At 65.9% G+C, this 25,489-nt stretch carries 20 protein-coding genes and 1 pseudogene; 10 read left to right on the forward strand and 11 right to left on the reverse strand.

Translation table 11 applies throughout. The features are described 5' to 3' along the window. Window positions 1–2: 2 nt before the first annotated feature. Both ON40_RS27855 and ON40_RS27860 read right to left on the reverse strand, forming a co-directional pair. The gene (locus ON40_RS27855; RefSeq protein ID WP_040827887.1) at window positions 3–857 is read right to left on the reverse strand and encodes a Bax inhibitor-1/YccA family protein; all 855 of its coding nucleotides are present in this window, start codon (window positions 855–857) and stop codon (window positions 3–5) included. Window positions 858–1,003: 146 nt separating this feature from the next. Continuing rightward, window positions 1,004–2,155: a class I SAM-dependent methyltransferase gene (locus ON40_RS27860; protein WP_040827705.1), complete on the reverse strand. Its 1,152-nt coding sequence runs from the start codon at window positions 2,153–2,155 to the stop codon at window positions 1,004–1,006. A 416-nt stretch (window positions 2,156–2,571) separates the two neighbouring features. Here ON40_RS27860 and ON40_RS27865 point away from each other — a divergent pair, with 416 nt between their 5' ends. Continuing rightward, the gene (locus tag ON40_RS27865) at window positions 2,572–4,134 is read left to right on the forward strand and encodes a S10 family peptidase (RefSeq protein ID WP_051193630.1); all 1,563 of its coding nucleotides are present in this window, start codon (window positions 2,572–2,574) and stop codon (window positions 4,132–4,134) included. 11 nt (window positions 4,135–4,145) lie between these two features. Here ON40_RS27865 and ON40_RS27870 read toward each other — a convergent pair whose 3' ends face one another. Beyond that, window positions 4,146–5,579, reverse strand: a complete 1,434-nt coding sequence (locus ON40_RS27870) for an MDR family MFS transporter (RefSeq protein ID WP_040827707.1) — start codon at window positions 5,577–5,579, stop codon at window positions 4,146–4,148. 81 nt (window positions 5,580–5,660) lie between these two features. Next, window positions 5,661–7,514 carry a serine/threonine-protein kinase gene (locus tag ON40_RS48375; RefSeq protein WP_169541912.1) on the reverse strand — a complete coding sequence of 618 codons (1,854 nt, stop codon included), beginning with the start codon at window positions 7,512–7,514 and terminating at the stop codon, window positions 5,661–5,663. A 206-nt stretch (window positions 7,515–7,720) separates the two neighbouring features. On the opposite strand from ON40_RS48375, the gene ON40_RS27880 reads away from it, so the two are divergent. Continuing rightward, window positions 7,721–8,335, forward strand: a complete 615-nt coding sequence (locus tag ON40_RS27880) for a hypothetical protein (protein WP_040827709.1) — start codon at window positions 7,721–7,723, stop codon at window positions 8,333–8,335. An 89-nt stretch (window positions 8,336–8,424) separates the two neighbouring features. Continuing rightward, window positions 8,425–9,048, forward strand: a complete 624-nt coding sequence (locus ON40_RS27885) for a DUF305 domain-containing protein (protein ID WP_051193632.1) — start codon at window positions 8,425–8,427, stop codon at window positions 9,046–9,048. A gap of 130 nt (window positions 9,049–9,178) precedes the next feature. On the opposite strand, the gene ON40_RS27890 is transcribed toward ON40_RS27885, so the two are convergent. The 3 genes from ON40_RS27890 to ON40_RS27900 form a co-directional block, all read right to left on the reverse strand. Next, the gene (locus tag ON40_RS27890) at window positions 9,179–9,466 is read right to left on the reverse strand and encodes a hypothetical protein (protein WP_040827711.1); all 288 of its coding nucleotides are present in this window, start codon (window positions 9,464–9,466) and stop codon (window positions 9,179–9,181) included. A gap of 202 nt (window positions 9,467–9,668) precedes the next feature. Continuing rightward, window positions 9,669–10,103, reverse strand: coding sequence for a CoA transferase (locus tag ON40_RS27895; protein ID WP_157186438.1), 435 nt, complete (start codon window positions 10,101–10,103; stop codon window positions 9,669–9,671). Window positions 10,104–10,318: 215 nt separating this feature from the next. Continuing rightward, window positions 10,319–11,641 (reverse strand): lipase family protein, encoded by a 1,323-nt coding sequence (locus ON40_RS27900; RefSeq protein ID WP_051193633.1) that lies wholly within the window; start codon window positions 11,639–11,641, stop codon window positions 10,319–10,321. 204 nt (window positions 11,642–11,845) lie between these two features. On the opposite strand from ON40_RS27900, the gene ON40_RS27905 reads away from it, so the two are divergent. Beyond that, on the forward strand, window positions 11,846–13,078 hold the full coding sequence (locus tag ON40_RS27905) for a PucR family transcriptional regulator (protein ID WP_040827895.1): 1,233 nt from the start codon (window positions 11,846–11,848) through the stop codon (window positions 13,076–13,078). A 259-nt stretch (window positions 13,079–13,337) separates the two neighbouring features. Further along, on the forward strand, window positions 13,338–13,904 hold the full coding sequence (locus tag ON40_RS27910; protein WP_157186439.1) for a hypothetical protein: 567 nt from the start codon (window positions 13,338–13,340) through the stop codon (window positions 13,902–13,904). Window positions 13,905–13,934: 30 nt separating this feature from the next. On the opposite strand, the gene ON40_RS27915 is transcribed toward ON40_RS27910, so the two are convergent. The 3 genes from ON40_RS27915 to ON40_RS27925 form a co-directional block, all read right to left on the reverse strand. Continuing rightward, window positions 13,935–15,434: an APC family permease gene (locus ON40_RS27915; RefSeq protein WP_040827896.1), complete on the reverse strand. Its 1,500-nt coding sequence runs from the start codon at window positions 15,432–15,434 to the stop codon at window positions 13,935–13,937. A gap of 110 nt (window positions 15,435–15,544) precedes the next feature. Further along, window positions 15,545–16,615, reverse strand: a complete 1,071-nt coding sequence (locus ON40_RS27920) for a phosphotransferase enzyme family protein (RefSeq protein WP_063713104.1) — start codon at window positions 16,613–16,615, stop codon at window positions 15,545–15,547. A 25-nt stretch (window positions 16,616–16,640) separates the two neighbouring features. Further along, a complete protein-coding gene (locus ON40_RS27925) occupies window positions 16,641–17,981 on the reverse strand; it encodes a purine-cytosine permease family protein (protein WP_040827717.1) in 1,341 nt (446 codons plus the stop codon). Window positions 17,982–18,082: 101 nt separating this feature from the next. Here ON40_RS27925 and ON40_RS27930 point away from each other — a divergent pair, with 101 nt between their 5' ends. From ON40_RS27930 to ON40_RS27940, 3 genes are all read left to right on the forward strand, one after another. Further along, window positions 18,083–19,366 carry a glycosyltransferase 87 family protein gene (locus tag ON40_RS27930; RefSeq protein ID WP_083895978.1) on the forward strand — a complete coding sequence of 428 codons (1,284 nt, stop codon included), beginning with the start codon at window positions 18,083–18,085 and terminating at the stop codon, window positions 19,364–19,366. A gap of 187 nt (window positions 19,367–19,553) precedes the next feature. Further along, complete coding sequence (locus tag ON40_RS27935; protein WP_040827719.1) at window positions 19,554–20,189, forward strand: DUF6461 domain-containing protein; 636 nt, start codon at window positions 19,554–19,556, stop codon at window positions 20,187–20,189. A 271-nt stretch (window positions 20,190–20,460) separates the two neighbouring features. Next, window positions 20,461–20,931 (forward strand): GtrA family protein, encoded by a 471-nt coding sequence (locus ON40_RS27940; RefSeq protein ID WP_040827899.1) that lies wholly within the window; start codon window positions 20,461–20,463, stop codon window positions 20,929–20,931. A gap of 6 nt (window positions 20,932–20,937) precedes the next feature. Here ON40_RS27940 and ON40_RS27945 read toward each other — a convergent pair whose 3' ends face one another. Further along, window positions 20,938–21,828, reverse strand: a complete 891-nt coding sequence (locus tag ON40_RS27945; protein ID WP_040827721.1) for a Sco1979 family transcriptional regulator — start codon at window positions 21,826–21,828, stop codon at window positions 20,938–20,940. A gap of 394 nt (window positions 21,829–22,222) precedes the next feature. Here ON40_RS27945 and ON40_RS27950 point away from each other — a divergent pair, with 394 nt between their 5' ends. Further along, window positions 22,223–23,692: an MDR family MFS transporter gene (locus tag ON40_RS27950; protein ID WP_040827723.1), complete on the forward strand. Its 1,470-nt coding sequence runs from the start codon at window positions 22,223–22,225 to the stop codon at window positions 23,690–23,692. Between the two features lie 53 nt (window positions 23,693–23,745). Beyond that, a pseudogene (locus ON40_RS27955) lies at window positions 23,746–25,298 on the forward strand (class I adenylate-forming enzyme family protein). Window positions 25,299–25,489 lie beyond the last annotated feature (191 nt).

Below are 25,489 nucleotides of genomic sequence, written 5' to 3' on the forward strand. Positions count from 1 at the left end.
CGCTAATTGCGTTGCAGGTAGCTCAGCAGGCGCAGGATCTCGATGTACAGCCAGACCAGGGTGACGGTCAGGCCGAGGGCGACGCTCCAGGCCGCCCGCTCCGGCGCACCGGCACGTATGAGCTGGTCGGCGGCGTCGAAGTCGAGCAGGAAGCTGAATGCCGCGATGCCGATCACGATGAGGCTGAACACGATCGACAGCGGGCCGCCGTCGCGCAGGCCGAAGCCGCCGGGGGTGAAGAATCCGGCGATCAGGTTACCGACCACCAGGACCAGCACACCGATCATGGCGGCAACCATCATGCGGGTGAAGCGCGGGGTGACGCGGATCGCGCCGGTCTTGTAGACCACGAGCATGCCGAAGAACACACCGAAGGTGCCCAGCACGGCCTCACCGATCAGGCTCGCACCGCCCACGCCGCCGAACTTCACATTGGTGAACACGAACGACAGCGCGCCCAGGAACAACCCCTCGAAGGCGGCGTAACCCAGCACGATGGCCGGGTTGTCCTGCTTGCGGCCGAAGGTCGCGATCATCACCAGTACGAAGCCGACCAGCGCGCCGACGCCGACGAAAACGCCTGCGAGGCTGTTGTTCATCGAGGTCAGCGCGTAGGAGATGATCGCCATGACGGTGACCACGCCGAGCGTGATGCCGGTCTTGGTCACGACGTCGTCGATGGTCATCGGCCGGGTGGCCGGGGCCTGCTGATAAGGCTGCTGCTGGTAGGCCTGCTGATAGGGCTGGCCGTACTGGTCGAATTGCGGGGCGCCGGCAGTCGGCGAACCGAATCCCGCGTAGCCGCCGCGCTGGGGTTGCGGCAAGTTTCTGAAGATCGGGTTGCTTGTAGTGCGCACCGTTCTCGTGCCTTTCCGGAAGTCGCGGTCCACGGCGATCGTGGCCGTTCTGAGTATCCAACGTGTCACAGGGAAGACAAGTTCCCAACCGGACAGAAATCGGACAAATCAGACTGTACCGGCTGAAAAATCCGCGTGCACGGGGCCTAGTCCGCGCGCCCGTCCCGCATCCCTCGTACCGATCGAGTCACCGTGAACTTCCGGTTGCGTCCCACCACATCGGTCATCCCGACGAAACGCTCCACCACACCCCGGTAGTTCAGGTGCGAATTGTAAACGGTCCACAGCTCTCCGCCCGGTCGCAGCACCCGTCCGGTCTCGGTGAACATCTTGATCGCCGATCCGGTGTGCACCGCGGCCCCGACATGGAACGGCGGATTGCACAGCACCAGATCCGCGCTGTTGTCCGGCACCGCCGACATCGCGTCGTCGCGCACCACCCGCACCCGGTCCGCGACGCCGTTCACCGTCGCGGTCGCCCGCGCCGAGGCCACCGCCGCCGCGGATTGATCGGTGCCGATCACCGTCACGTGCGGGCGCGCCTTGGCCAACGCCACCGCGAGAATCCCGGTGCCGCAACCCAGATCGATCGCATCGCGGGCATCGGGTTTCATCCGCCGCAGATGTTCGATCAGAAATCGCGTGCCGATGTCCAGGCGCGGCCCGGAGAACGCCGCACCGTGTGCGACCACCTCGAGATCCAGTTCACCGAGCTGTTGACGAATCGGATACGGCGGTTCGCCGACTTTTCTGGGCTCGCGCGCCAACAGAATCCGCGACTTCTGCCGTCCGCGGCTGGCCTGGACCGACGAAAACGATTCGGCCAGTACCTCGTTCATCGCCGGGGTCAGATATTTGTCCCGCGCACCGGCGAACACCTGCACCTCGGGATCGGCGTAACGGGCTATGGCATCGGCGATTTCGGCCAATCCGGACAATGCTCGCGGCAACCGCAGCAGGACCACCCGCACACCGTCCAGCAGTTCGCGATCGAGTGCGTGCGTGCTGTAGCGGTCGGCGAGCGCGACCGCACGAGCGTTGTGCGACAACGCGAGTTCACCGGTGAGCAGATCCTGATGCACCCGCACACCGCGCAGATCGTGCGCGGCGATGGCGCCCAGGGTGAGCGCGCCGTACCCGTCGTCCACCACCGCCGCCCGGCCGTCCCCCGCCGCGGCCAGCGCATCGGCCGCGGCATCGAGAATCAGCCGGTCAGCGGCATCGACCGCGTAGAGGTTCACCGCTTCCACATCGGGGTATCGCCGCAGCCGGCCCAGTACGTCGTCGACCTCGTGCACCCCTACAGTGTGCTAGATCGTTGCCATGCCGTCACGCCGACCCCGGCAGTTGTCCCTTCCACCACCCGCCCCACCCGTACCAGCCGAGCGTCGATCGCGGTCCGGCAGTCCACGTCAGCACAGGGTTGCTGACACGAAGCTGTAAGACAGCGACCTACTCACTGCGCATCGCCCGGCAGATCGTTCCGCCCTGGTCGCATCCGGTATCCGAACTTCCGGGAATCACTGCACACACCTCTCGGAAGGCATTGCCGCACAACGCTGTTGGCCGCGAAACTCATCGTTGCCGAACCGCTCACAGCTCGGTACGCTGGCAGCCGGAACGCAGGATCACGTTCGGGGGGATTCTCGTCGGCCGAGAGGTCCGCCGTGCCAGATCATTTGCCCGGACCTTCGGACAGAGGGGTGGTTTTCGCATGAGCAACGATTCACCGACGACCGGAACGAACACGGTCACACAGACCGATCAGCCGTACTTCGATCCGATCGCTTACGGCACCGGGCCCGACGACAATGTCACCGACACCGCCGAGACCGCGGCCGTCACCCATCACACGATCGCCCTCGGCGGGCGCGAAATCGCTTATACCGCAACGGCGGGCCACCTCGTCACGGTCGATCCGAGCACCTCGCGCCCCAACGCCAAGATCTTCTACGTCGCCTTCACCCAGGACGGGCAGTCCGAGACGACACGTCCGGTGACGTTCTGCTACAACGGCGGGCCGGGATCCTCGGCCGTATTCGTCCTGCTCGGTTCGTTCGCGCCGCGGCGGATCAAGACGAACATGCCCGACTTCACTCCGCCCGCGCCGTACACGATGGAGGACAATCCGGATACTCTGCTGGACAAGACGGATCTGGTGTTCATCAACCCGGTCGGCACCGGGTACTCGGCCGCGATCGCGCCGCACAGGAACAGCGAATTCTGGGGCGTCGACCAGGATGCCGATTCGCTCAAACAGTTCGTCAAACGCTATCTCACCAAGAACAATCGCTGGAACTCCCCGAAATTCCTGTACGGCGAGTCGTACGGCACCGCGCGCAGTTGCGTACTCGCCTACCGATTGCACGAGGACGGCGTCGACCTCAACGGCATCACCCTGCAATCCTCGATCCTGAACTACGGCACATCGGATGATCCGATCGGCCTGCTGCCCACCGCCGCTGCCGACGCCTGGTACCACAAGAGGACCTCGATCACACCCGCGCCGGCCGACCTGACCGCGTTCGTCGAGGAAGTGGAGAAATTCGCGTCCGGCGATTACGCGGCGGCGCTGCAGGCGTTCCCGAAGGCCGATCCGGCGGCGGTGACGAAGCTGTCCGAGTACACCGGAATCGATGTCACGACGCTGACCTCATGGAAGTTGGTTGTCGGCTACCAGTTCCCGACAACCCTGCTGCAGGATCGCAAACTCGCCCTGGGCGCCTACGACGGCCGGGTGACCGCCATAGATTCGGGTATCGCCGGAAAGCTCGATCCCGCCGCGGGCAGTAACGATCCGACCATGGCCGCAGTCTCCGGTGTCTACACCGCGATGTGGAATTCCTATCTGAACGAACAGTTGAAATTCACCTCGAATTCGGAATACACCGATCTGAACAATCAGGTGTTCGAGCACTGGGATTTCTCGCATACCGATCCCACCGGAGCCAAACAGACCGGCCCGCTGAACACCGCAGCCGATCTCGCCGCGCTGATGGCGATCAACGTCGATCTACGAGTGTTGTCCGCCAACGGATTCTACGATTTCGTGACCCCGTGCTACCGAACCGTCCTCGATCTTCAACAGATGCCACTGGATAATGCGGAGGTACGCAAGAATCTGACGATCCGCTTCTATCCGTCGGGTCACATGGTGTATCTCGACGGCAATTCGCGCACCGCACTCAAACAGGACCTCACCCAGCTCTACGATGCCGCGACAGCCGACACCGCCGCTGTGAACCGAATCCTCACCCTGCAACAGAGCAGCAGTTAGGTTCGGGCTGCTCAGTCCGTGACCGGGGCGGGCTCGGGGGTGGCTGCCGCTCGCCCCTTCGGCATACCGCAGGCCGCGATCAGCATGACCACGGCCATCGCGGCCACGCCGAGGAACACCCCGTGGACCGCCGCGGTCAGCGCCGTGGGGGTCGGGTGGTTGCCGTGTCCGACACGTGCGTTCACCACTGCGCCGAAGATCGCCACGCCGACCGCGCTGCCGATCGACCGGGCGAACATGTTGGTGGAGGTGACCACGCCGCGTTCGGTCCAGTCGACGCTGGTCTGCGCCGCGATCAGGGTCGGACTCGCGGTCAGGCCCATACCGACGCCGATCGCGAAGCAGCTCACGGCCACCTCGATCAACGAGGAATGCGCGGTGAGCAGGAGCAGCGAGGCACCGCCGAGCACGGCCAGGGTGCAGCCGATCAGCGCGGTGCTGCGGAATCCGAGCCGCAGGTAGATCCTGCCCGACTGGGACGCCGACAGCGGCCAGCCGAGCGTGAGCGCGCCCACGGTCAGCCCGGCGATCAACGCGTCCGCGCCCAGCACACCCTGGGCATAGGTCGGTACGTACGAGGTGAGGCCGAGCATGATCGCGCCGACCAGCATGGACACCAGACTGCTCGCCACGACCACCCGCCGGCTCAGCGCCCACAGCGGCAGGATCGGACTCTCCGCACGCCGTTCGACCAGCGCGAACAGCACCAGCGCGAGTCCGCCGCCGACGAAGAGCCCGATGCCGATCGGCGAATCCCAGGCCCACGCCTGACCGCCCTCGAGCAGTGCGAGGATGATCGCGCCGACCCCCAGGGCGAGCAGCGTCGCGCCCGGATAGTCGATGCGACTGCGTTGCCGTGGCGCGGTTTCGCGGAAACTGCGCCACAGCATCCACCCGGCCAGCGCCGCCAGCGGCAGATTGACGAAGAAGATCCAGCGCCAGCTCAGATACTGCGAGAAGATCCCGCCGAGCAGCGGTCCCAGCACCGACGACAGCGCCCAGACACTGGCCAGATAGCCCTGCGCCTTGGCCCGCTCGGCCAGCGTGTAGATGTCACCGGCGATGGTCATCGACATCGGTTGCACCGCACCCGCACCGATGCCCTGCACGGCCCGGAAGATGATGAGCGCCACCATATTCGTCGCCACCCCGCACAGCAGCGATCCGAGTGCGAAGACACCGATGCCGAAGAGCATCACCGGTTTTCGGCCGAAGGTGTCCGCGAGCTTGCCGTAGATCGGCACGGTGACGGCCTGAGCCAGCAGATAGATCGAGAACAGCCACGGGAACTGCGCGAACCCGCCGAGACTGTTCGTAATGGTGAGTACCGCGGTCGCAATGATCGTGGAGTCAAGCGCGACCAGCGAGGTGGCCAGCATCAGCGCTCCGAGAACGGGACCTCGTTCGGATCGCAGGCCGATCGACGCTCGCGTCACGGTGGTCACACATCCCCCTGGCTAGCTCGGTCCGACAGCTAGATGCAACGCGCTGTCATCGCCGGTATTCCGGGGACTCGGCGAGCGCCCTCACACCTTGCCGGGGATGTCGGAGACGAGCCACCGGCCACCGAGGTGTTGCATGCGGACGGGAAAGACACCTTGTGAGGTAGTCGCGGGGACACCGTCCTTGGTGTCGGAAGCGGTCATCCCACACAGCAACTCGGCCTGATCGCCGGTCAGCTGTGCCACGCCGACGGGGTCGACTTTGGCGGTGATGGCGGTGTGGGTCTGGCGGGCGGCATCCGCTGCGGTACTCGAAGCCGTGCTCATCTTCCGGTACGCCGCGTCGGTGGTGACCGCCTTCACCGCGGCCAGGTACGCGTCTCGATCGGCGAGGTTGTACTGGTAGATGGTCGTTATCGCCTGGGCGCCTGCGGTTTTGATCGCATTGGTGGCAGCAGTGTCGACGAAGGCCGTGTTGCCGGTTCCGGTCGGCGGGTCGGCAGCCGCGGTCTCGGCCGGCTGCGTCGTCGCGGATCCGAAAGCTGTGACCGTATCGGCTCGCCAACCTCCCGGCGTACGGGTCAGTCCCAGCTGCCAGTTCTGCTGCTGGATGGTGGCGGTGCCGTTGCGGGGCGTGCGGGTCTGCTGCAGCACGACGAGTGCGGTCGCATGTTCGAAGGCATCGTCGATGGATGCCAGTGCGGCATGCAGCACAAGTGAGGTGATCCGGGTGCCAGAGGTGACTATGACCGTTTTCTCCCCCTCGGTGGCGCTGGTCAGCTGTTCGAGCAGTTGACCGGTAGCCGCCGACTCCATCGTTCGAATGGTGCCGTCCGCATCGTCCGGATTGACGCTGGTCAGATCCACCGCGACCCGCCTGGCACCGCTCAGCGCAGCGTCGCGGGCATCGGCTCGGGTCCGTGCCTGGGACGAATGCGACGCCCACGCAAAGGGGTTCAGAATCGCGACTCCGGTGGCCGCAGCGACGATCACCGGCACGGCGATACCTCCCGCGATGAGCAGTCGCCGCCTGGTGGTCCGTCCGCGTTCGTCCGAGGCGCTCACCGGATGCATCACGAAGGGCCCTGGTGGAACTGCCGGTGGCGGCACAGGCTGCTGCACCATGGCCACCGCGTAGTACGCGGCCGAGACGAGATCGCCACACGTCCGATAGCGGCCGTCGGGATTCTTGGCCAACGCGATCGCGATGACGTCGTTCAACCCCCGAGGCAGATGACGTCGAGTCTCGGTGAGAACCGGCGGTGGCGCGGTCGTCTGGGCGGCCATGACGGCAGCCTGATCGGCGAACGGGAAAGGCGTTCTGCCGGTGAGCAACTCGAACAGCACACAACCCAGGGAGTAGACATCGGACCGCTGATCGACGGGTAGATTCGTGAAACGTTCCGGCGCGGTATAGGCGAAAGTCGACGCAACCGCCGCATTCGTGCCGTCGAAGCTGCGCGCAATCCCGAAGTCGGTCAGCAGAGCCCGCCCGCCGCGATCGATGAGCAGGTTCGATGGTTTCACGTCACGATGCAGAACACCTTGGGAGTGTGCGTAATCCAGAGCCTGCGCGGCATCGCCGATCAGTCGCAGCGCCTGCTCGACAGGCAACCCGTCGGGCGCCGCCGCCGGAATCGCACTCGCATTCCCGCCCTCGATGAGCTGCATGGCCAACCACGGGATCGGCTCCCCCGGGCTGCTGTACCCCTGGATGGCAACGATATTCGGATGCCGGAGCCCGGTCGCGAACGCGGCTGCACGATCGAATGCCATGCGTGCCTGGGGATCTGCCGCAATACCGTCGTTGACGATCTTCAAAGCGACCCGTTGCGCGCTGGGTTGATGCCACGCCAGATACACCGCACCGAAACTGCCGACCCCGACGAGCCGTTCGATGGTGAATCCCGCGAACACCGCCCCCGCCTGTAGAACCACCCCGACTCCCGTCACTGCTTTCGCGGACATGCCTCTCGGGCGCGCCGTCCATTGATCACCCCACGCCGAATCTAACCCACCGACGCCTTCATCGCCGAACACACTTCCAGCGCCGGACCCGGGTATCCATGCCACCGACCGGCAACGGTCACCCACATCCAGGGGTATACCGGCAGGGGGTATCGACAGCCCGCTACACTGTCCGCGTGAGCCGTCGGCCCGAACATCTCGCCACCGGATACGTCCGGGTGGCGGGCCTGCTCACGCTGCTGCTCGGAATCCTGGTGATGCACGTGTTCATCGCCTCCCATGCATCGAGCCGTTCAGCCGAACACTCTGCGACACAATCACTTCCCCACGCGATGTCACCCTCCATCGACCATCACGCTGTCCCGATGGCCACCCACGACGACTCGACAGCGATGACCGCGCCATCCGCACCGACTGCGCGACACCATCCAGCTTCCGATCACCCGATGTCGCCCGTCGCCGACCAGCACGCGATGCCGATGGCCACCCACGACGACGCAGCGATTGCGCGGCACCATCCAGCCGCGATGACGGCGCTCACCTCGATGATGATGCCGGGCGAGGGCATGGATCCCGGATGCGCCGACTGCTGCGTGCTGCCCGGCGGGGTGCACGCCTGCGTGTTCATTCTCACCGCACTCGTACTGCTGCTCGGGCTGGCATTGCTGGGCCGGGTCGGTGACGATGCGGACGCATCCGCGCGAACGGTGCGCGGATGGGCGGCCCGGCATGCCCGGCCGCCACCCTGGACGACGCTCTCACTGGCCGAATTGTCGATTCTGCGGATCTGACGGACCGCCGTGTCGGCATGGAATCACCACGCGGACACGGGTTTTCCGGATCCCAGTTCAGACCGTCGTAATTCCCCAGGAGTACAACCATGTTCATCTCACGTGCACGAATCACCGTGGCGGGTACCGGAATCGCCGTCGCCCTGCTCATCGCGGGCTGCAGCAACGATTCCGGGAGTTCCACCTCCGGCACGACCACCGCGATGGCCGATATGCCGGGCATGAGTCACAACACCGCGAGCTCGGCCGCGCCTGCTCGCACCGATTTCGACGCCGCCGACGTGACGTTCCTGCAGATGATGTATCCGCATCACGCACAGGCGGTCGAGATGGCCAAGATGGTGCCGAGCCGGTCGCAGAATCAGCAGCTCATTGCCCTGGCCTCGAAGATCGAGGCGGCGCAGGCGCCGGAGATGACGAAGTTCGCCGATCTGCTGCACAGCTTCGGCAAACCGGCCCCGTCGGCCACGATGGATCACCCGATGGATGGCGTGATGTCCCAGGATCAGATGGCCGCGCTGCAGAAGGCGTCGGGGGCGGACTTCGACAAGATGTGGTTGCAGATGATGATCGAACATCACAAGGGTGCGGTGACCATGTCGAACACCGAATTGGCCGATGGCAGCAATGCCGAGGTCAAGGCGCTGGCCCAGGGCATCATCACCGCCCAGCAGGCGGAGGTCACGCAGATGCAGGGCATGGTGCAGAGCTGATCGGATGCTCGGATGAAGGTCCCCCGCAACCGGGACCTTCATCCGAGCGCGTCATCGCATTGAGGGTGCGCCGCTACGGCGCACCGCATGGTGGGCGCTGGTGCCCGGTTCGCCGGGCGCCGGCGCCTGATCAGCTGCCGATGACCGCGTTCATGATGGTTCCAGCGCTGGTGGCGACGCCGCCGCCGATCATCGCGCCGGCGACCATCTTGGGCGATTCGAGGCTTCCACCGTTCCACTTCTCCCAGGCGAATTTACCGCCGCCGTAGGTGACGGCCGTGACGCCGGAGAGCAGTACGAACCAGGTGAAATACCGGACCAACTTGAGCAGCTTGTCCGCCGCCGGCGGGGTTTCCGGAGTGGGGTTGCCGACCTGGGCAAGCACAGTCGTGTATATCTCGTGTGCGGCGAGAACCATGCTCACGTTCGTTGTCCTCTCGGGATGCTGAGGTGATGCTGGTGTGACCACCCGCCCGAATGTCGCTCAGAAGCGGCGGGAGCATGCAGGTAGAACTCGTCGATCACGACTATTGAACCGCATTTGCCAGCTGTTGCGCAGGCGGACACACAAATCACCCGGCCGACGCGCCCGCCGGGCGCGCCGGGCGGCGGCGAGAATCCTACGGCCGCGAGGTGGAGATGTTCGGTTCGCCGGATTCCAACTCCGCGAGTACCTCGGCGGTGTGCTCGCCGAGTGCGGGCGCGTGTCTGCGGATCGAGAATTCCTGCCCGTCGACGAGAGCGGGTGTGCCCACGCAGGTGAAGGCGATGCCGTAACCGTCGGCGGTGTCGTACAACCGGTAGCGCGGCCCGAGAAAACCGTTCTCGGGCAACGGTAGTGAGCCGGCGTCGCCGATCCGGTCGCGGTTGAGTTCGTAGGCCGAGACGAGCATGGTCTGCAACAGCAACGCATCGGCCCCGGAGACGTCGATATGGCTGCCGACCCCCGTGACCGAGCGCCGATACAGCGCCGAAACGATGTGCAGCGCGGCGGAATTCGCCGCCGCGAGCGGTCCCTCGCCGCGACCGCTGGACGGCTGCTCGTCGGGTCGCACGAACCCGACTCCGTCTCGGATTCCATACGCGACCAGCGATGAAGCCGACCCGGTCCCCATTACCGGATACGTCGAATACACCCTCCCGAAGTGTTCATCACATGTGATGAACACCACCGTCCACCCCGTTGGTCAACTTCGCCATACCTGACCCGGCACGATCTACGGCAAACTGTTCCCACGACCGGGAAGCCGATGGATGTCGCGGATGCCGGTCAGGATCCCGTGAGTCGGACCGCCTCGGGGTGGCGGGATGGCCTATCCGATTGCGGGGCAAGAGGTTCCGGCCGGATGGGCTGACCGGCGAGAAGACGGGCGGTGAGGCGGGCCATGGCACGATGACCTCGGAGGGCCCGGCGGGTGGCGGCGACAGAGCGCACCGTTCTGGTACCCGTGGGAGCGGGGATGGCAGCGAACCGGTCGGCGATCCAGTCGAGCATTGCGGGAATTGCGATGAACTGCAAGGGAAGATGGGTACTGAGGCGGTCGCGGAGGTAGTGCACCTGAGCTCCCGCCACGGTGTAGCGGTCGACCAGCGCGTCGATATCCTCGACGGCGATGATCTCGTCGTTGACGCCCTGCACGATCAGTAGCGGCATCTCGGGCGCCACCGCCCCGGGCCGGATGTCCGCGATGACGCTCTGCATCTGCGGTAATCGCATCAGGGTGTCGACGTCGTGATCCGAATATCTGCCGACATCCCGGCCCGCCAGCCGCGCCAGCAGCGGAAGTGTCGCGCCCACTTCGGCTTTCGCGAGCATATCCAGATATCGGGCACGCAGTTGTGTGCGGGCGACCGGTTCCAGTTGTGGATAGGCGCGTCGCAGTCCGGCCAGGAACACCATCGCGAATCCGGCGAACAACGTGCCGTTCAAGCGCACGAAGGCCGCGCCCGGGTCACCGACCGGCGATCCGGCCACCGCGCCGACGATCGCGAGTTCCGGCGCGTACCGCGCGGCCACCTCGGCGGTCCACACCGTCGCCAGCCCGCCTCCCGAATAACCCCACAGCGCAACGGGTGTGCTCGCATCGAGGCCGAGCGGCCCGAAGGCGAGAGCGGCCCGAATCCCGTCCAGCGCACGATATCCGGGCTCGCGCGGCGCACCGAACCGCCCGCCGGGACCACCGTGGTCGGGCACCGACACCGCCCACCCGCGCGCCAGCGCCGCGGCGATCAGCGGTACCTCCAATTGCGGAATGGCCCCCAGCGACCGCGCTCCCCGCCGCAATGCGTACGACGGAAAACACTGCGGTGCAAGGGCATCGATCGCACACTGAAATGACACCAGCGGACGCCCCTGATCCGGCGTCGCCCCGCGCGGCAGCAGCACGGTGGTCACCGACGCTTCCGGCTCCCCGTTCAGATCACAACTGCGATACAGCAGCTGCCAAGCCGAAACCCGCAGCGGCACAACGCCGAATACGGCCAACTCGACCACGCGACTGCGCAACAGCGCCCCCGGTGGCCGGTGTTCGAATCCGGCGGGCGGACGGTGGAACGGATCACGATCGGGCCGCAACGGCCGATATCCTCGCACAACCGACCTCCATTACCCGACGAACCGCGGACCGAATCTACACCCCTTGGTGAAGTTCGGATCGAAATGTATGCCGGGCGAGAGAGCACTGTCACTGCACTCACATGTACAGATATCCGGGATGAGATTGTCTCGCAATACAAAATCCCGTACCGATACAGCGAAACCTTGCCCTGCCTGCTGTTTCCGATCACAATCGGCGACATGTCCGACGCCCTGCCCAGCACGTCTCGACGCACCAGTATCGCCATGCGCATGCTCGACCGTCTCCCCCGGATAGCCGAGCGCATCCTGGCCTCGGGACTGGGCGCGACACCAGCGGCGGCGGATCTCCCGGACGGACATTTCCTCGAGGTTCTGCCCGCCATTCACGGATGTGCGCACGCCTTTCTGCATTCGGTGGATCAAGGGCGGGAATTCACCCACGACGAGGCCGCGCAATTCATCGTCCCGGTGGTGGAACGCCATGCGCAGGACCGGCTTCCGTTACGTCTGCTGGTCGAGGCGGTGCACGCCTCGGCGCGGCAGGTGCTGCGGGAGGCGGTGGCATTGAGCGATCCGGACGATATGGATCAACTGGTGGATTTCGGCGATCGCATGCTGGGCCTGCTGATGCATATCAATGCGATCACCGTGGAATCCTATGCCGAGATGGAGCAGTCGATCCATCACGCGGAACGCGAGGCGCGCCGGGCATTGTGCCGGGCCCTGTTGCGCGGCCAGGCCCCGGGCGAGCTCGCCGTTCGCGCCGGAATCGCACTCGCCGAACGGTATTCGGTTCTCGCGATCGAGCTGCCGCGTACCGAACATCCCGCCGCCGCGGCGCATCTGCTCACCCGACGACGCATCCGACTGCTACAGCAGACCCTGGATCAACTCGCCGGAGTCGCCGTGTTGAACACCTTCGACGGCTCGTCCGGAATCATCCTGCTGCCCAACGGTTCCGCCGACGCCGACCACACGTCCTCGACGCTGGCGCGCGAGCTCGCCACGCAGTTCGGCACCAGTGTGGTTGTCGCCGAAATCCCTGGTGTCGCACGTGAATCCATACCGGATGCGACGCAGCTGGCGACCGAGTTGGCTGCGCTGGCACGACTACTGGGGCGCCCCACCGGCGCCTATCTCCTGGACGATCTGCTGCTGGAATACCAGCTCACCCGACCGGGCGCGGCGCGGGACCGGCTCGCCGAGCGCGTGGCCCCGCTGCTGCGCAGCCCGCATCTGCTCGAAACCCTCGACGCCCACCTGCGGCACGGCTCGGATCGCAAGGCCGCCGCGGCCGAAATCCATGTCCACCCCAATACTTTCAGTTATCGACTCCGCCGCATCGCCGAACTGACGGGCACCGATCCGAGCGAACCCACCGGCTCCCGACTGCTGTCCGCGGCGCTCATCGTGCACCGCCTGTACCCGCCGACCGAAGCCGCCGCTTCCTGAACCGACGACGGCGTGCCCGATCACCGAACTTCCCGAATCACGCAGCAATCACACAGCACGCGCAGTAGCCACCACTATGATTCCGTCATACCGTCGGCCAATCCCCGAGATCAGTACATAGGTCGAGGAAGACCGAAATTCATCTCCCCACATGTATAGGCAAATTGTTTGCTAAAAGGTAGCCTTTCGAAACGACAGGGCGGGTGCACGCCCCGTCGATTGGATGTATGCCCAGTACTCGGCGGGGAAGCAGGTAGTCATGGCTACGAACGGACAGCTCAGAGCGGTATTGGCGATTCTGCACGCCGATACCGACGCCGTCGAGGAGCAGGTGTGGCAGCGGGCGATGGCCGGCGCGGACAGCACCGGAGTCGAACACGCCATGCTGGCGGGACTGCTCTACCGGGTGATCGGCGCGGATCTACGGGATTCGCTGGCCACCGCACCCGATGTCGACAGTCTGGAGGATCGCGCGCGCGCCGCCGGTCCCAGTGCGGTCACCGTGCGGGGCGAGGATCTCTACGGCCAAGCGCATTTCGAGGCGTACTGGCTCACCGATCGCATCGCCGAACTGTACGGCGATCTCGATTCGGTGCCGCCACCGCTGGCCGCCGCGGCCTACACCGCCGAGGTCACTCGCACCCTGCTGCGCATCCATCGTGACCTGCTGGAGAACCCCGGAACCCGAGGCACCCACCCGGCTTGGGAGGGCATTATCGATCAGCTCGACCGAGCCCGCGCTCTGGCCCAGGCGGCCACCCAAACGATTCCGCAGCGCACCGTCGGCCGCCCGCCGACCCGCCAGGAGTTCCCCGCCACCCGATGATCCACGACGGCAGGGACGTTCACTCCTGCGTCATCGAGAAGCCTTGCGCAGCAGTGAATGCCGCACGCCGTAGGTGAAGTACAGCCCGAACCCGACGATCATCCAGATCACGAATCGCAGCCAGGTCTCCACCGACAGATTCAACATCAGCCAAATGCAGGCCAGCACAGCCAGAATCGGAATGACCGGAACCAGCGGCACCCGGAATCCGCGCGGCAGTTCCGGCCGGGTGCGACGCAGGATCAGCACACCGATCGACACCAGCACGAAGGCGAACAGCGTGCCGATGTTGACCATCTCCTCGAGCGTGCCGAACTGCACGAAACCGGCCAGCACCGCGCAGATCACGCCGACGATCACGGTGATCCGCACCGGCGTGCCCTTCTTACCGGTGCGTGCCAGGCCGCGCGGCAGCAGACCGTCGCGCGCCATGGCGTAGAGCACGCGGGTCTGCCCGAGGAACAACACCATCACCACAGTGGTCAGACCGGCCAGCGCGCCGACGGAGATGAGGTTCTTGGCCCAGGTCACCCCGTGCACCGCGAACGCGGTGGCCAGGGTCGCATCCTTGGCGGCCAGATCGGTGTAGGGCACCATACCGGTGAGCACCAGCGAGACCACCACGTACAGCACCGTCACGATCGCGAGCGAGCCGAGAATGCCGCGCGGGACGTTGCGTTGCGGATCCTTGGTCTCCTCCGCGGTGGTGGCGACGACGTCGAATCCGATGAACGCGAAGAACACCAGACTGGCCGCCGCCAACAGCCCGTACCAACCGAATTCGCTGTTCCCGGCACCGGTCATCCACGAGAACAGCGTCTGGTGGATGCCCGATCCGGCGCTGCCCGGCTTCGCCGGAGGGATGAACGGACTCAGATTCGACGCCTTGAAGTACTTCAGCCCCACGACGACCACCACGGCGATGACGGCCAGTTTGATCGCCACCGCGACCGCCGACACTCGCGAGGACACCTTCGTGCCGATCGCCAGCAGCACCGTGAGCACCGCGATCAACAGCACCGAACCCCAGTCGAAGGACACGGAGCCGAACTGCACGATCGGACTGTGCGAGCCCATCACCTGGCCCAGATACTGCGACCAGCCCTTGGCGACCACCGAGACGGCGAGGGCGAATTCCAGGATGAGGTCCCAGCCGATGATCCACGCGGCCAGCTCGCCGAAGGTCGCATAGGAGAAGGTGTAGGCGCTGCCCGCGACCGGAACCGTCGAGGCGAATTCCGCGTAGCACAGCGCGGTCAGCCCGCAGGCGATCGCGGCGAAGACGAAGGCCAGTGAGACCGACGGCCCGGCGACGCTGCCCGCGGTCTGTGCGGTGAGGGTGAAGATTCCCGCGCCGACCACCACGGCAACGCCGAAGATGGTCAGATCCCAGGCCGTGAGGTCCTTGCGCAGCTTCGAATCCGGTTCGTCGGTGTCGCGGATCGATTGTTCGACCGATTTGGTGCGGATCAGCGCCGCCCATCGTCCGGCCGGTGTGCCCGAGGTCCCCCGCTGTCCTGGCTCCGGGATAACCAACGTCTCTCCTCCCTCTGCGCCGCCGCTGCGGCGCGATCACATGAGGCCCGAACTTAGCAGAGCCGGTGTGATCCGAATCTCCAGGTTGCTGCCATAATTGGGGATCAGCGTGAAAGCTCACGCAGCAGAGCACGGAAATCCCGGTCCCGGCCGGATGCCGACCATTGCAGGTGTCCCAGAAAATAGCTGCGATAAGCGATTTCGGCATTCTCCCCATTCGGACGGATCAGTACCGAAAGGAAATAGTCGATCTCGGAGAGTTCGTAATGGAGGTGGACCAGCGGGAAGAGGTCGGGAAGCGCCACACGTTCGTACTCGGTGAGCGGACGGATTGCGCGGTAGGCCCGCAGGAATGCGGTGAGTTGCCGGGCGTGGACGCGGACCGGTTCGCCGCGCCGCAATGCGAGCCAGTCGATCGCGAAACGCTCGATCGCGGTGGCGATATCGAATACCGCCGTGGTGCGATCGGCGAGACCGAAATCCAGCACCGAGGCGATTTCGTCGCCGCGCCACAGCAGATTCGTGCCGTGCCAATCATTGTGTGTCCACAGCGGTTCCAGACCTGACACGTCGACTGCGCCGGGCGCGGCGGCCGCACGCAGATCCGCCCGCCAATCCCGTTCGGCCAGGAACTCCGCGAGAGCGGGCCGAGTGGCGAGGTGACGTTCGACCGCCGCGATCGGATCGGTGCACAGCGCCGCCTGCAACGGACGCAGCGGACGCGCGGGCGCGTCGTAACCTTCAGCGGCACAATGCATCCGGGCGAGCATCGCACCGGCCGCAGCCGCATGTTCGCAGGACAGATACGGCGACCAGGAGAACGCATCCCGATATCGATCGACCCCCGCGCCCGGAACCTGGAATTCGTAACTGAACTCCGCACCCGTGCACGACCACACCTCGGGCACCGGAATCCCCTGCACCCGAAGATGTTCCATGAACGCGTGTTCCTCGACGAGCGCACCGGAATCCCGCAGACCCACCGGTACCCGCTTGACCACCCGCCGCACACCGTCCGCGAACCGAACCAGAGCAGTCGTCGACAACGGCCGAGGACTGCGCCATTGGATGTTCTCGGCCTTGTCGTTCCGCGAATCATGTTTCCGCAGAACGTCGTTGATCTCCTCGAGGGTCAGTGGCGGCCAGTCGGGCTCGGCGGTAGGGGACGTTCCCATACCGAAGACCCGATGATCGTCACCTTCACGCACGGGCGAACCGGCGTTCGGCGAGCACCAGCACACCGGTGGCCAGGCCCGCGACGACGAAGGAGAACAGCGATGCCGAGGACCACCAGCCCGGATGCACGTCCAGAACGTTCTGGGCGTGCATCCACAGCTGTGCCCACCAGCTGATCGATCCGGGATTGAGCAGCTGATAGACGGCGAAACCCAGCAGCCACGGCAGCAGCATGAACGGGCGGGCCGGAGCGTTGTCGTCCAGATTCCAGCCGCGTCGGCCGCGGCCGAAGAAGTAGTCCACCACCAGCACCGCGCACAGCGGGACGAACACCGAGCCGATCAACAGCAGAAAATTCGAGAATCCGGTGAAATCGTGCACGCCCAGCGCCAGCACGGTCGCCAGCGCACCGACCGCGCCCGCGAGGATCCGGCGGTCCACCCGAGGCAGCAGATTCTGCAGCGACATCGCCGTGGAATAGACGTTGGCGAAGGACTGATCCGATTCACGCAACACCAGAATCGTGAAGAAAACCCACCCCGCCCCGACGCCCAGGAAGGTGTCGAAGATCCGGTTCGGGTCGCCGCCCACCTGGATCAACGCGACGACACCCAGGAGATAACACCAGGTCTGCGCCACCGAATACCCCAGCATCGCAGCGCCCGAGGCGGCGCGGGCGGACCGCGCGTGCCGGGTGTAGTCCGCGGCCAACGGCACGAACGACACCGCCACGGCCAACGCGGTGTCCACACCGGGGAAGAATCCGCTCCACGACGTGCCGTGCACCGGCGGCAGCGGATTGCGCAGCAGCTGCACGGTGAAGTAGAGCATCGAGATCGCCACGGCCACAGTCACATACCGGCGCAGAATATGCAGCACCCGCAGCGGCCAGATGGACATCGCGGTACACAGCACGCCGGCCGCGATGATCACCGGCGCATGCGCGACCCGCCCGTGGGTCAGCGCCAGGGCTCCGCCCGCGATGACCGTCAGCTCGAACACACCCCACCCGATGCACTGCACGATATTGGCGAGGGTCGGTAGATAGGACAGCTTCGTCCCGAACAGCCCGCGAAAATTCGCCATTGCCGGAGCACCCGTGCGCGCCCCGACCGCACCGGCCGCGACCACCATCCCGGTGCCGAGCACGGTCCCCAGAATCGTCGCCAGCAGTGCCCCCAGGATCGGCAACTGCGGATGCCCGGCGGGCTGCAATACGTACACCGCCCCGGTGAAGCCGATGAGGCTCACCCCGAGATTGGCCCAGAAGGCGGTCTGATCGGCAAAGGACAGGCTGCGTGGCGGCTCGGTCGTCAGCACCAGCGGCGCCTCATCGGTCCGGCGCCGTGGTCGGATGATCGTCATAGCTTTTCCGATGCTACGGGTCGGACCCGCCTGATAGGGCGGCCCGATCGATCCGACGGGGGTGCGATGGGGCCGGTGGACAGCAGGTAACCTCTTACCGGATGGTTAGTGTCACGGCCTCCGTTCGTCAGCCAACCGCCACCCGCCGCATGCGTCGTGTCGCCTGGCTGGCTCCGCCGACTCTGCTCACCGTTTCGGTGCTGTGGCTGGTCTTTCCGTCGTGGCCGTTGAAGCCGATCAGCCGCGGATTCATCGATCTGCAGGTGTATCGGCTCGGGGTGCAGGCCGCCATGCACGGGGTCGACATGTACGGGTCGCTGCCCAAGACCACGCTCGACATCAGTCTGCCGTTCATCTATCCACCGTTCGCGGCGATCGCGCTGGGCCCGTTCGCCCTGCTGCCGTGGAACGCCGCGCAGCTCAGTTTCTTCATCGTCTCGACACTGGCGATGGCGGTCACGATCTATCTGGCCGCGCGACGGCTGTGGGGTTACGGCGGAACCGAGCTCGTGTTGTGGGCGGCGGCCTGTGCGGCGCCGCTGGGCATGCTGCTCGAACCGATTCATTCGACGTTGGACTTCGGCCAGGTCAATCTGATCCTGATGGTGCTCGTCGCCGCGGACTGCCTGACCGAGAAGCCGAAGTGGAAACGCGGCATCGGCGTCGGCCTCGCGGCCGCGATCAAGCTCACCCCGGCCGCATTCGTCCTCTACTTCCTGGTCCGCCGCGACTACAAGGCGGCGATCACCGCCGCGATCACCGGCGCCGCGGCCAGTGCGCTGGCCTTCGCGCTGATGCCGCACGAATCGGTGCGGTACTGGTTCGGCGGCATGGGCAACGTGTCCGGGCTCAGCGGCTCGGCCTTCCACACCAACCAGTCGATCCAGGGCGTGCTGGCCCGGCTACAGGTCCCCGAACCGGCCTTCACCGGCCTGTGGGTGGTGCTGAGCCTGGTCCTGCTGGTCCTGGTCGTCGCCGCCATGCGCCGCGCGATCGACAACCCGCCCCTGGCGATGTCCTTCAACGCGGTCTTCACCCTCCTGGTCTCCCCCATCTCCTGGTCGCACCACTGGGTGTGGACCGCCCCCGCCCTCCTCGCCGCCGTGGGCGCAGCCACCAAACTCCCCCTCCGCACGGCCCTCATCTGGTACGCGGTCACCCTCGCCACCGCCGTGATCTTCGTCATCGGCCCCCAGAACCAACTCCCCGGCGACGACAACCGCGAATTCGCCTGGACCGCCTGGCAACACATCTACGGCGACACCTACGTCTGGTTGAGCGTGCTACTCGTCGCGTGGTACGTCCTGGCCACCCCCCGCAACCCCGAACCGTTCCTCCCCACGTCACTACGCAACCTGCGTTCCCGGGTGTCCCCCGCAGCTTGAGCACGGAGTTCCATTCTTCGATACGGATTTCCGAGCTGCCGAAACGAGGAATGCGTAACTCGCACGCCAGCACCAGATTCTCGATATCGGCCGAGCCGAACCGATGGTTTTTCGGCGCACCGATCATGGACCCGAACTTGTCACAGCGCTCGGGTATGGTCCCGGTCGATCGAGAGATGAGGTTGGTATGACGACACCGGGGTTCCCGCCGAATACGCTTGACGACGAAGGCTTTCCGCTGTGGATCAGCGGCTTGGAGGACGATGACCCGAACCACTGCGTGCACGTGGTCAAAGGGCTCGAACCGGCCGAGGCGCTGGAGGTGCTCGGCGCGAAGCCGCGCCTGTTCCAGGCGTGCGAACTACCGGACCACAAGCCGGAGCGCATGTCTGCGCCCCGGGCGGCACTCGGAGACGCGATGCGTGACTCCTCCACAGCTCTGTTGGCGGGCCGGATCGGCGAATGGACCTTCGTCTACGACGATTTCGGCGCCACCGAGGATGTGGCGGCGCTGTCCGCCGACGGGCGAATCGCCGCCATGAGCTACTTCTCCATCAATGCGGACGCCAGCCTCATGTACTGCGCCGACGGCGAGGAAATCCTCTGGGTCAACGTGGACGACCTCGTACTCGAGACCGACCTCGCCGACATGCCGGCCGATCTGCGCGCCGCATTCGAGGCGGCGGGCACCGTCGCATTCGACTACCTCGATCCCGGCGAGGCCGACTTCGCCGTCTGCATGCGCGCCGTCAGCGCCCTCGCGGGCATCTACACCCTCGATGACCTACGCCGAATCCCTTTGCTGGTAACGCCTTTCGGCTGAATCACGGCTTCCGTGGCGGCCGCGGCCACCGATACGAGCACGAGGTCGCTTTCGGCAGTCGCGGATGACGCACCAACTGCTCGACACCGCTGCCTACTCGGACCCGCGCGGTGATCTCGACAACAGTCACCACAGCACCCCAGGCATCGCACCGCGGTGGCGGATGGTTCCGTTTATCGCTCCTGGGAAGATCGTCCCGCAGTTCAGGTGTCGTTTGCGAACCGGTCACCCACGCACAACCTCGCACTGGCAGCTTGGCGACGTGCACGCTGTGGCGAAGACGGAATCGACGCGGGTGGTCGCACGGTTCCACCGGGCCTGCGAGGTGGTGGTCGCGCGGCTGCCGTTCGGGCTGAATACCGTTGTGGCGCCGACCCTTCTGGGGTTCGCGGTGATCAACAGCGGGACCTTCGGGATCGATCTGCTGTTGTTGACGCTGCTGCGCAGCGGACTGGGATGGCCGGTGCCGATCGCGGTCACGGTGGCATACGGGTGCGCGTTCGGGGTGAGTTACGTGCTGAACCGGACGCTGAACTTCCGCTCACACTCCGCGGTGGGGCCGCAGCTCGCGGTGTACATCGGCGCCGTCATCCTGAACTATCTCGCGTTCATCCTCGGGGTGTCCGCGGCGCTGTCGGCCCTGGGCGTGGAGTACCACCTGGCCCGCATCGCGTCCGGTGCCTGCGAGGCGGCGTTCATGTACTGCGCGATGCGATGGGTGGTGTTCCGCCGCACGGGATGACACCGCTCAGAGCTGCGCGGCCGCCGCACGCAAGATCTCGCGCGAGCGATCGGGGGTCTCGGCCTGGACGCTGATCCGGTCCATGACGCGGCGGTAGTTCTCCAGATCGTTCTGGCGGTCCAGATACAGCGAACTGGTCAGCTGTTCGGTGTAGACCATGTCGGGGAGTTCGTCCTCGGCGAAGCGCAGCATGGTGAACGAACCACCAAGGGCCGCATGCCCGCCCGCGGAATACGGCAGCACCTGGATCGTGACGCGCAGGTTGTCCTCGGTCATCCGCACCAGATGTTCGAGCTGATCGCGCAGCACTTTCGTACTGCCGATCGGGCGATGCAACACCGACTCGTCCAGAATGGCCCACAGCGTCGGACCGCTGGCGCGATCGAGCAGTTCCTGACGACGTTTACGCAGCTCCACGCGACGAGTCGCCTCGACGTTCTCGTGCCCGAGCGCGACCACCGCACGCGCGTACGCCTCGGTCTGCAACAGACCCGGCACCAATTGCGCCTCGAAGGTTCGGATGGACAACGCCGCGTGCTCGAGCCCGAGGTAGGTCTCGAACCAGGAGGGCATCAGATCGCCGTAGCGATGCCACCACCCGGGTTCGTTGGCCCGGCGGACGAGCCGGAGGAAGGACTCGACCTCGGCGGGATCACGCACCCCGTACAGATTCAGCAGATCCCGGACGTCGCGTTCCTTGAAACTCGTGCGCCCCAACTCGAGCCGACTGATCTTGGCATGCGAACCGCGAATGCGATCCCCGGCCTGTTCCGGACTGATATCGGCCGCGACGCGCAGTTTGCGCAGCTGTCCGCCGACCACGATCCGCAGTGCGGTCGGGCCGCGCTCGGCGACGATATTGTCCAAGCCCGAGATCCGGAAGAACTCTGCGGCCATGAATCTGCTCCGATAGTCGAAGGTCCGGCGAGGGCGCGGCGGCAATCCCGTTCGTCACGGACAGCACCGCGCCGAGACTCCATGCTATCGCCCGGCAACGAAATCAGTCGAATCCCCCAGCGCCACCGCGACCGTACCCCGCGGTGAAATCCGATGGTGGTGCAGCACGTCCGACCTGGGCGACGACCACCCGACAGTCACCGGGGTAGCGCGCGGATGCCGATCCCGCAACCGAAAAAACCGAGTGACTCGGGCCGGGATCGCTGGAATACTTCCGCGCGACCGATGAGTTGTGGGTACCAACCCCGTCCGTACTCAGGTGGCGCCGAAAATGCCGGATCCCCGGCACCGGGCCACATCGTTCAATGCCCGATCGTCACTCCGGAGGTACCCGATGTCCGCCCAACTAGACGTTCGTCCAACGGGACGGCGGACGCCGGTCGTCATCCGGCTCCTGGTGCTCGCCACATTCGTGGTGATCCTGAACGAAACCATCATGATCAACGCGATCCCGCGCCTGATGACGGATCTGCACGTCACCGAGATCGCCGCGCAGTGGGTGTCCACCGCATTCATGCTGGCGATGGCGGCGATCATCCCGGTGACCGGCTGGTTCCTGCAGCGGGTCAGCACGCGCCGGGCCTACACGATCGCGATGAGCGTGTTCCTGGCCGGGACGGCGATCGCGGCGGTCTCGCCCTCCTTCGCATTCCTGCTGGTCGGACGCGTCGTCCAGGCGGGCGGCACCGCGGTGATGATGCCGCTGCTGATGACCACGCTGATGACGGTGGTGTCCGAACACGATCGCGGGCGGGTCATGGGCAATGTCACCCTGGCCATCTCGGTGGCACCGGCCATGGGTCCGGTCATCTCCGGTCTGGTCCTGCAGATCGCTTCCTGGCGTTGGCTTTTCGTGCTGGTACTGCCGATCGCGGCGAGCGTGACGTGGCTGGGGCTGCGGAAACTGGAGAACATCGGCGAACCGGAGACCGGCTCGATCGACTGGATCAGCGTGGTGTTCGCGGCGCTGGGATTCGGCGGCCTGGTGTACGGGTTGAGCCTGTTCGGTCAGGGCAGCGTCCTGGAACCGGTGCTGATCGTCGTCGCCGGAATCGTGCTGATCGGCGCGTTCGTCTGGCGGCAGATCCGGTTGCAGCGCAACGGAACTCCGCTGCTGGACCTGCGCACACTGCTGCACGGCGCGTACACCAAGGGCCTGATCCTGATGTCGGTCGCCTTCCTGGCGATGCTCGGCGCGACCATGCTGCTGCCGCTGTACCTGCAGAATCTGCGGCATCTGAGCCCGCTCGAAACCGGTCTGCTGGTCATGCCCGGCGGTCTGGCGATGGGGCTGCTCGGCCCGACCATCGGGCGAGTGTTCGACCGGTTCGGCGGACGTCTCCTGGTGATTCCGGGCTCGATCGGAATCACCGTCGCGCTGGCCGGGCTGACGCAGCTGTCGCTGACCACGCCGTACTGGATACTGCTGGCGCTGCACATTCTGCTGATGTTGTCGCTGGCCGCGGCCTTCACGCCGGTGTTCACGCTGAGCCTGGGGGCGCTGCCGCAGCATCTGTACTCGCACGGCAGTTCCATGCTCGGGACGTTGCAGCAGGTCGCGGCCGCCTTCGGCACCGCGCTGGTGATCACGGTGATGTCCAGCCGCGCGACCTCGCTGATCGCGCACGGGTCCGATCCGATCTCGGCGAATCTGGACGGGTTGCAGCTGGCATTCCTGGTCTCCGCGGGGCTGTCGGTGCTGGTCATCGTGATGGCCGTGCTGCTGCCGAATCGTTCCAGCAATACGCCGCTCGAGGAGTTGGCCGAATCCGATACTGCCGCAACGGAACTGGTCGAGGACTGAGTAGAACAGAACTACATTCTCCAAATAGGAGAATTTTGCTCTATGCTGGTCGGGTGTCCGTTTCAGACGTCGAGCCGGGTTCGACCATCCCCGAGTTGCTGCGACGTCGTGTCCGGGCGGTGGGGCCCGAGCCGTATGTGGTGACCACGGACGATCGACTCACCTACACCGAGGCGGACGAGCGTTCCGCACAGATCGCGCGTCGCCTGCTGTACAAGGGCGCGGGTAAGGGCGCTCGGATCGGACTGTTCTTCACCAACGGTCCCGAATGGGTGACGTGGTGGCTCGCGGTCAGCCGCATCGGCGCGGTGGCGGTGCCGCTGAGCACGATGTACGCCCCGGCCGAGATTCGGAAAGTATTGCGGCTGGCGGATATTCAGCTGCTGGTCGCACCAGGCCGGGTCCTGACCACTGAAACCGCCGAGACGTTCGAGACAGCGCTGCCCGGACTGAGCACCTCGACGGCAGGTGCACTGCAACTGCCCGAGACGCCCTATCTGCGGGAGGTCGTGCTTACCGCGGACCCGGGCCGCACCTGGGCGACCCGCTGGAGCGACGACCCGCCCGCGGTGTCGCCGGAAATCCTCGCCGCGGTCGAGAACGAGGTGTCACCGGCGGATCCAGCGATCATGATCCACACCTCCGGATCCACCGCCGACCCCAAGGGCGTGCTGCACACGCACGGCACCCTGGTCCGGCAGACCAGCACCTGGCCCGCGGCGATCCGGCACGTCACCGCCGCGCCGGGCACGCCGCGCATCCTGTGCGCGATGCCGATGTTCTGGATCGGCGGCGTCCTGGCCGCGACAGGGGCACTGCACGAACCGGTCACGCTGCTGGTGCTGCCGCGGCTCGATCCCGGAGCCGGACTGGACCTCATCGAACGCGAACGCGCCGTCGGGGTGATCGGCTGGCCCGCGTTCACCCAGCGGCTGCGCGAACATCCCACCTTCGGCGAGCGCGACCTGTCCAGCGCGCCCATGCTGCGGGACGGACCGCTCGATATCGCGATGGCCGGTGTGCCGGAACAGTTTCCGGTGCATCGCAGCCTGACCGAGACCGCGGGCAGCTTCGCGTACACCGAGATTCGCATCGTCGCGCCGGACGGCGCCGAGGCGGCCGACGGGAACGTCGGCGAACTGCTCATCCGCGGCCGCGGCGTGATGGCCGGCTACAACAAGCGCGAACGTGCCGAGGTCTTCGACCCCGACGGCTGGTACCACACCGGCGATCTGGTGTACCGCATCGCCGACGACCCCCGCCTGTTCTACGTCGGCCGTACCAGCGAACTGATCAAGTCGGGGGCGCGAACGTCTCCCCGCGAGAAGTCGAGGCCGTCGTCGAATCCTTCGACGACGTGCGGCAATGCATCGTCCTGGGCATCGAGGACCCGGCCCGCGGCGAACAGGTCTGCGCCGTGGTCATCCCGGCGGCCCCCGATATCGATCTGGACTCCCTGCGCGCCCGCACCCGCGAACAACTGTCCGCGTACAAGGTCCCGACCCGCTGGCACGTGTGCGCGAGCGACCGAATCCCGACCCTGCCGTCGGGCAAACTCGACCCTCGGCGCCTGCGCACCCTGATCGTCGAGGACGCACTCGTCTGACCTCGGCCGTCCGGACGGCGAGTGCGGTCGTCCGGACCGTACATCCGTCCGGTCGGATTTACCTCGGCGATTGCCGCCGACGCCGAACTCGCTTGTTGTCAGGGATATTTCGCCCCTTTAGCGTTCCGGTTCGTTAGTCCGACCGTGCCACGCGGGTCCGGTTCGGTCAGCTTCGAATTCTGGGGGAGAAC

It is taken from the genome of Nocardia jiangxiensis NBRC 101359 (assembly GCF_000308615.1).
Classification (GTDB): Bacteria; Actinomycetota; Actinomycetes; order Mycobacteriales; family Mycobacteriaceae; genus Nocardia; species Nocardia jiangxiensis.

Bases quoted from the DNA above. Each gene is read 5' to 3' on its own strand.
- ON40_RS27865 (WP_051193630.1), top strand. From the start codon at position 2,572: ATGAGCAACGATTCACCGACGACCGGAACGAACACGGTCACACAGACC.
- ON40_RS27885 (WP_051193632.1), top strand. From the start codon at position 8,425: ATGTTCATCTCACGTGCACGAATCACCGTGGCGGGTACCGGAATCGCC.
- ON40_RS27890 (WP_040827711.1), bottom strand. From the start codon at position 9,466: ATGGTTCTCGCCGCACACGAGATATACACGACTGTGCTTGCCCAGGTC.
- ON40_RS27905 (WP_040827895.1), top strand. From the start codon at position 11,846: ATGTCCGACGCCCTGCCCAGCACGTCTCGACGCACCAGTATCGCCATG.
- ON40_RS27910 (WP_157186439.1), top strand. From the start codon at position 13,338: ATGGCTACGAACGGACAGCTCAGAGCGGTATTGGCGATTCTGCACGCC.
- ON40_RS27920 (WP_063713104.1), bottom strand. From the start codon at position 16,615: ATGGGAACGTCCCCTACCGCCGAGCCCGACTGGCCGCCACTGACCCTC.
- ON40_RS27925 (WP_040827717.1), bottom strand. From the start codon at position 17,981: ATGACGATCATCCGACCACGGCGCCGGACCGATGAGGCGCCGCTGGTG.
- ON40_RS27930 (WP_083895978.1), top strand. From the start codon at position 18,083: ATGGTTAGTGTCACGGCCTCCGTTCGTCAGCCAACCGCCACCCGCCGC.
- ON40_RS27935 (WP_040827719.1), top strand. From the start codon at position 19,554: ATGACGACACCGGGGTTCCCGCCGAATACGCTTGACGACGAAGGCTTT.
- ON40_RS27945 (WP_040827721.1), bottom strand. From the start codon at position 21,828: ATGGCCGCAGAGTTCTTCCGGATCTCGGGCTTGGACAATATCGTCGCC.
- ON40_RS27950 (WP_040827723.1), top strand. From the start codon at position 22,223: ATGTCCGCCCAACTAGACGTTCGTCCAACGGGACGGCGGACGCCGGTC.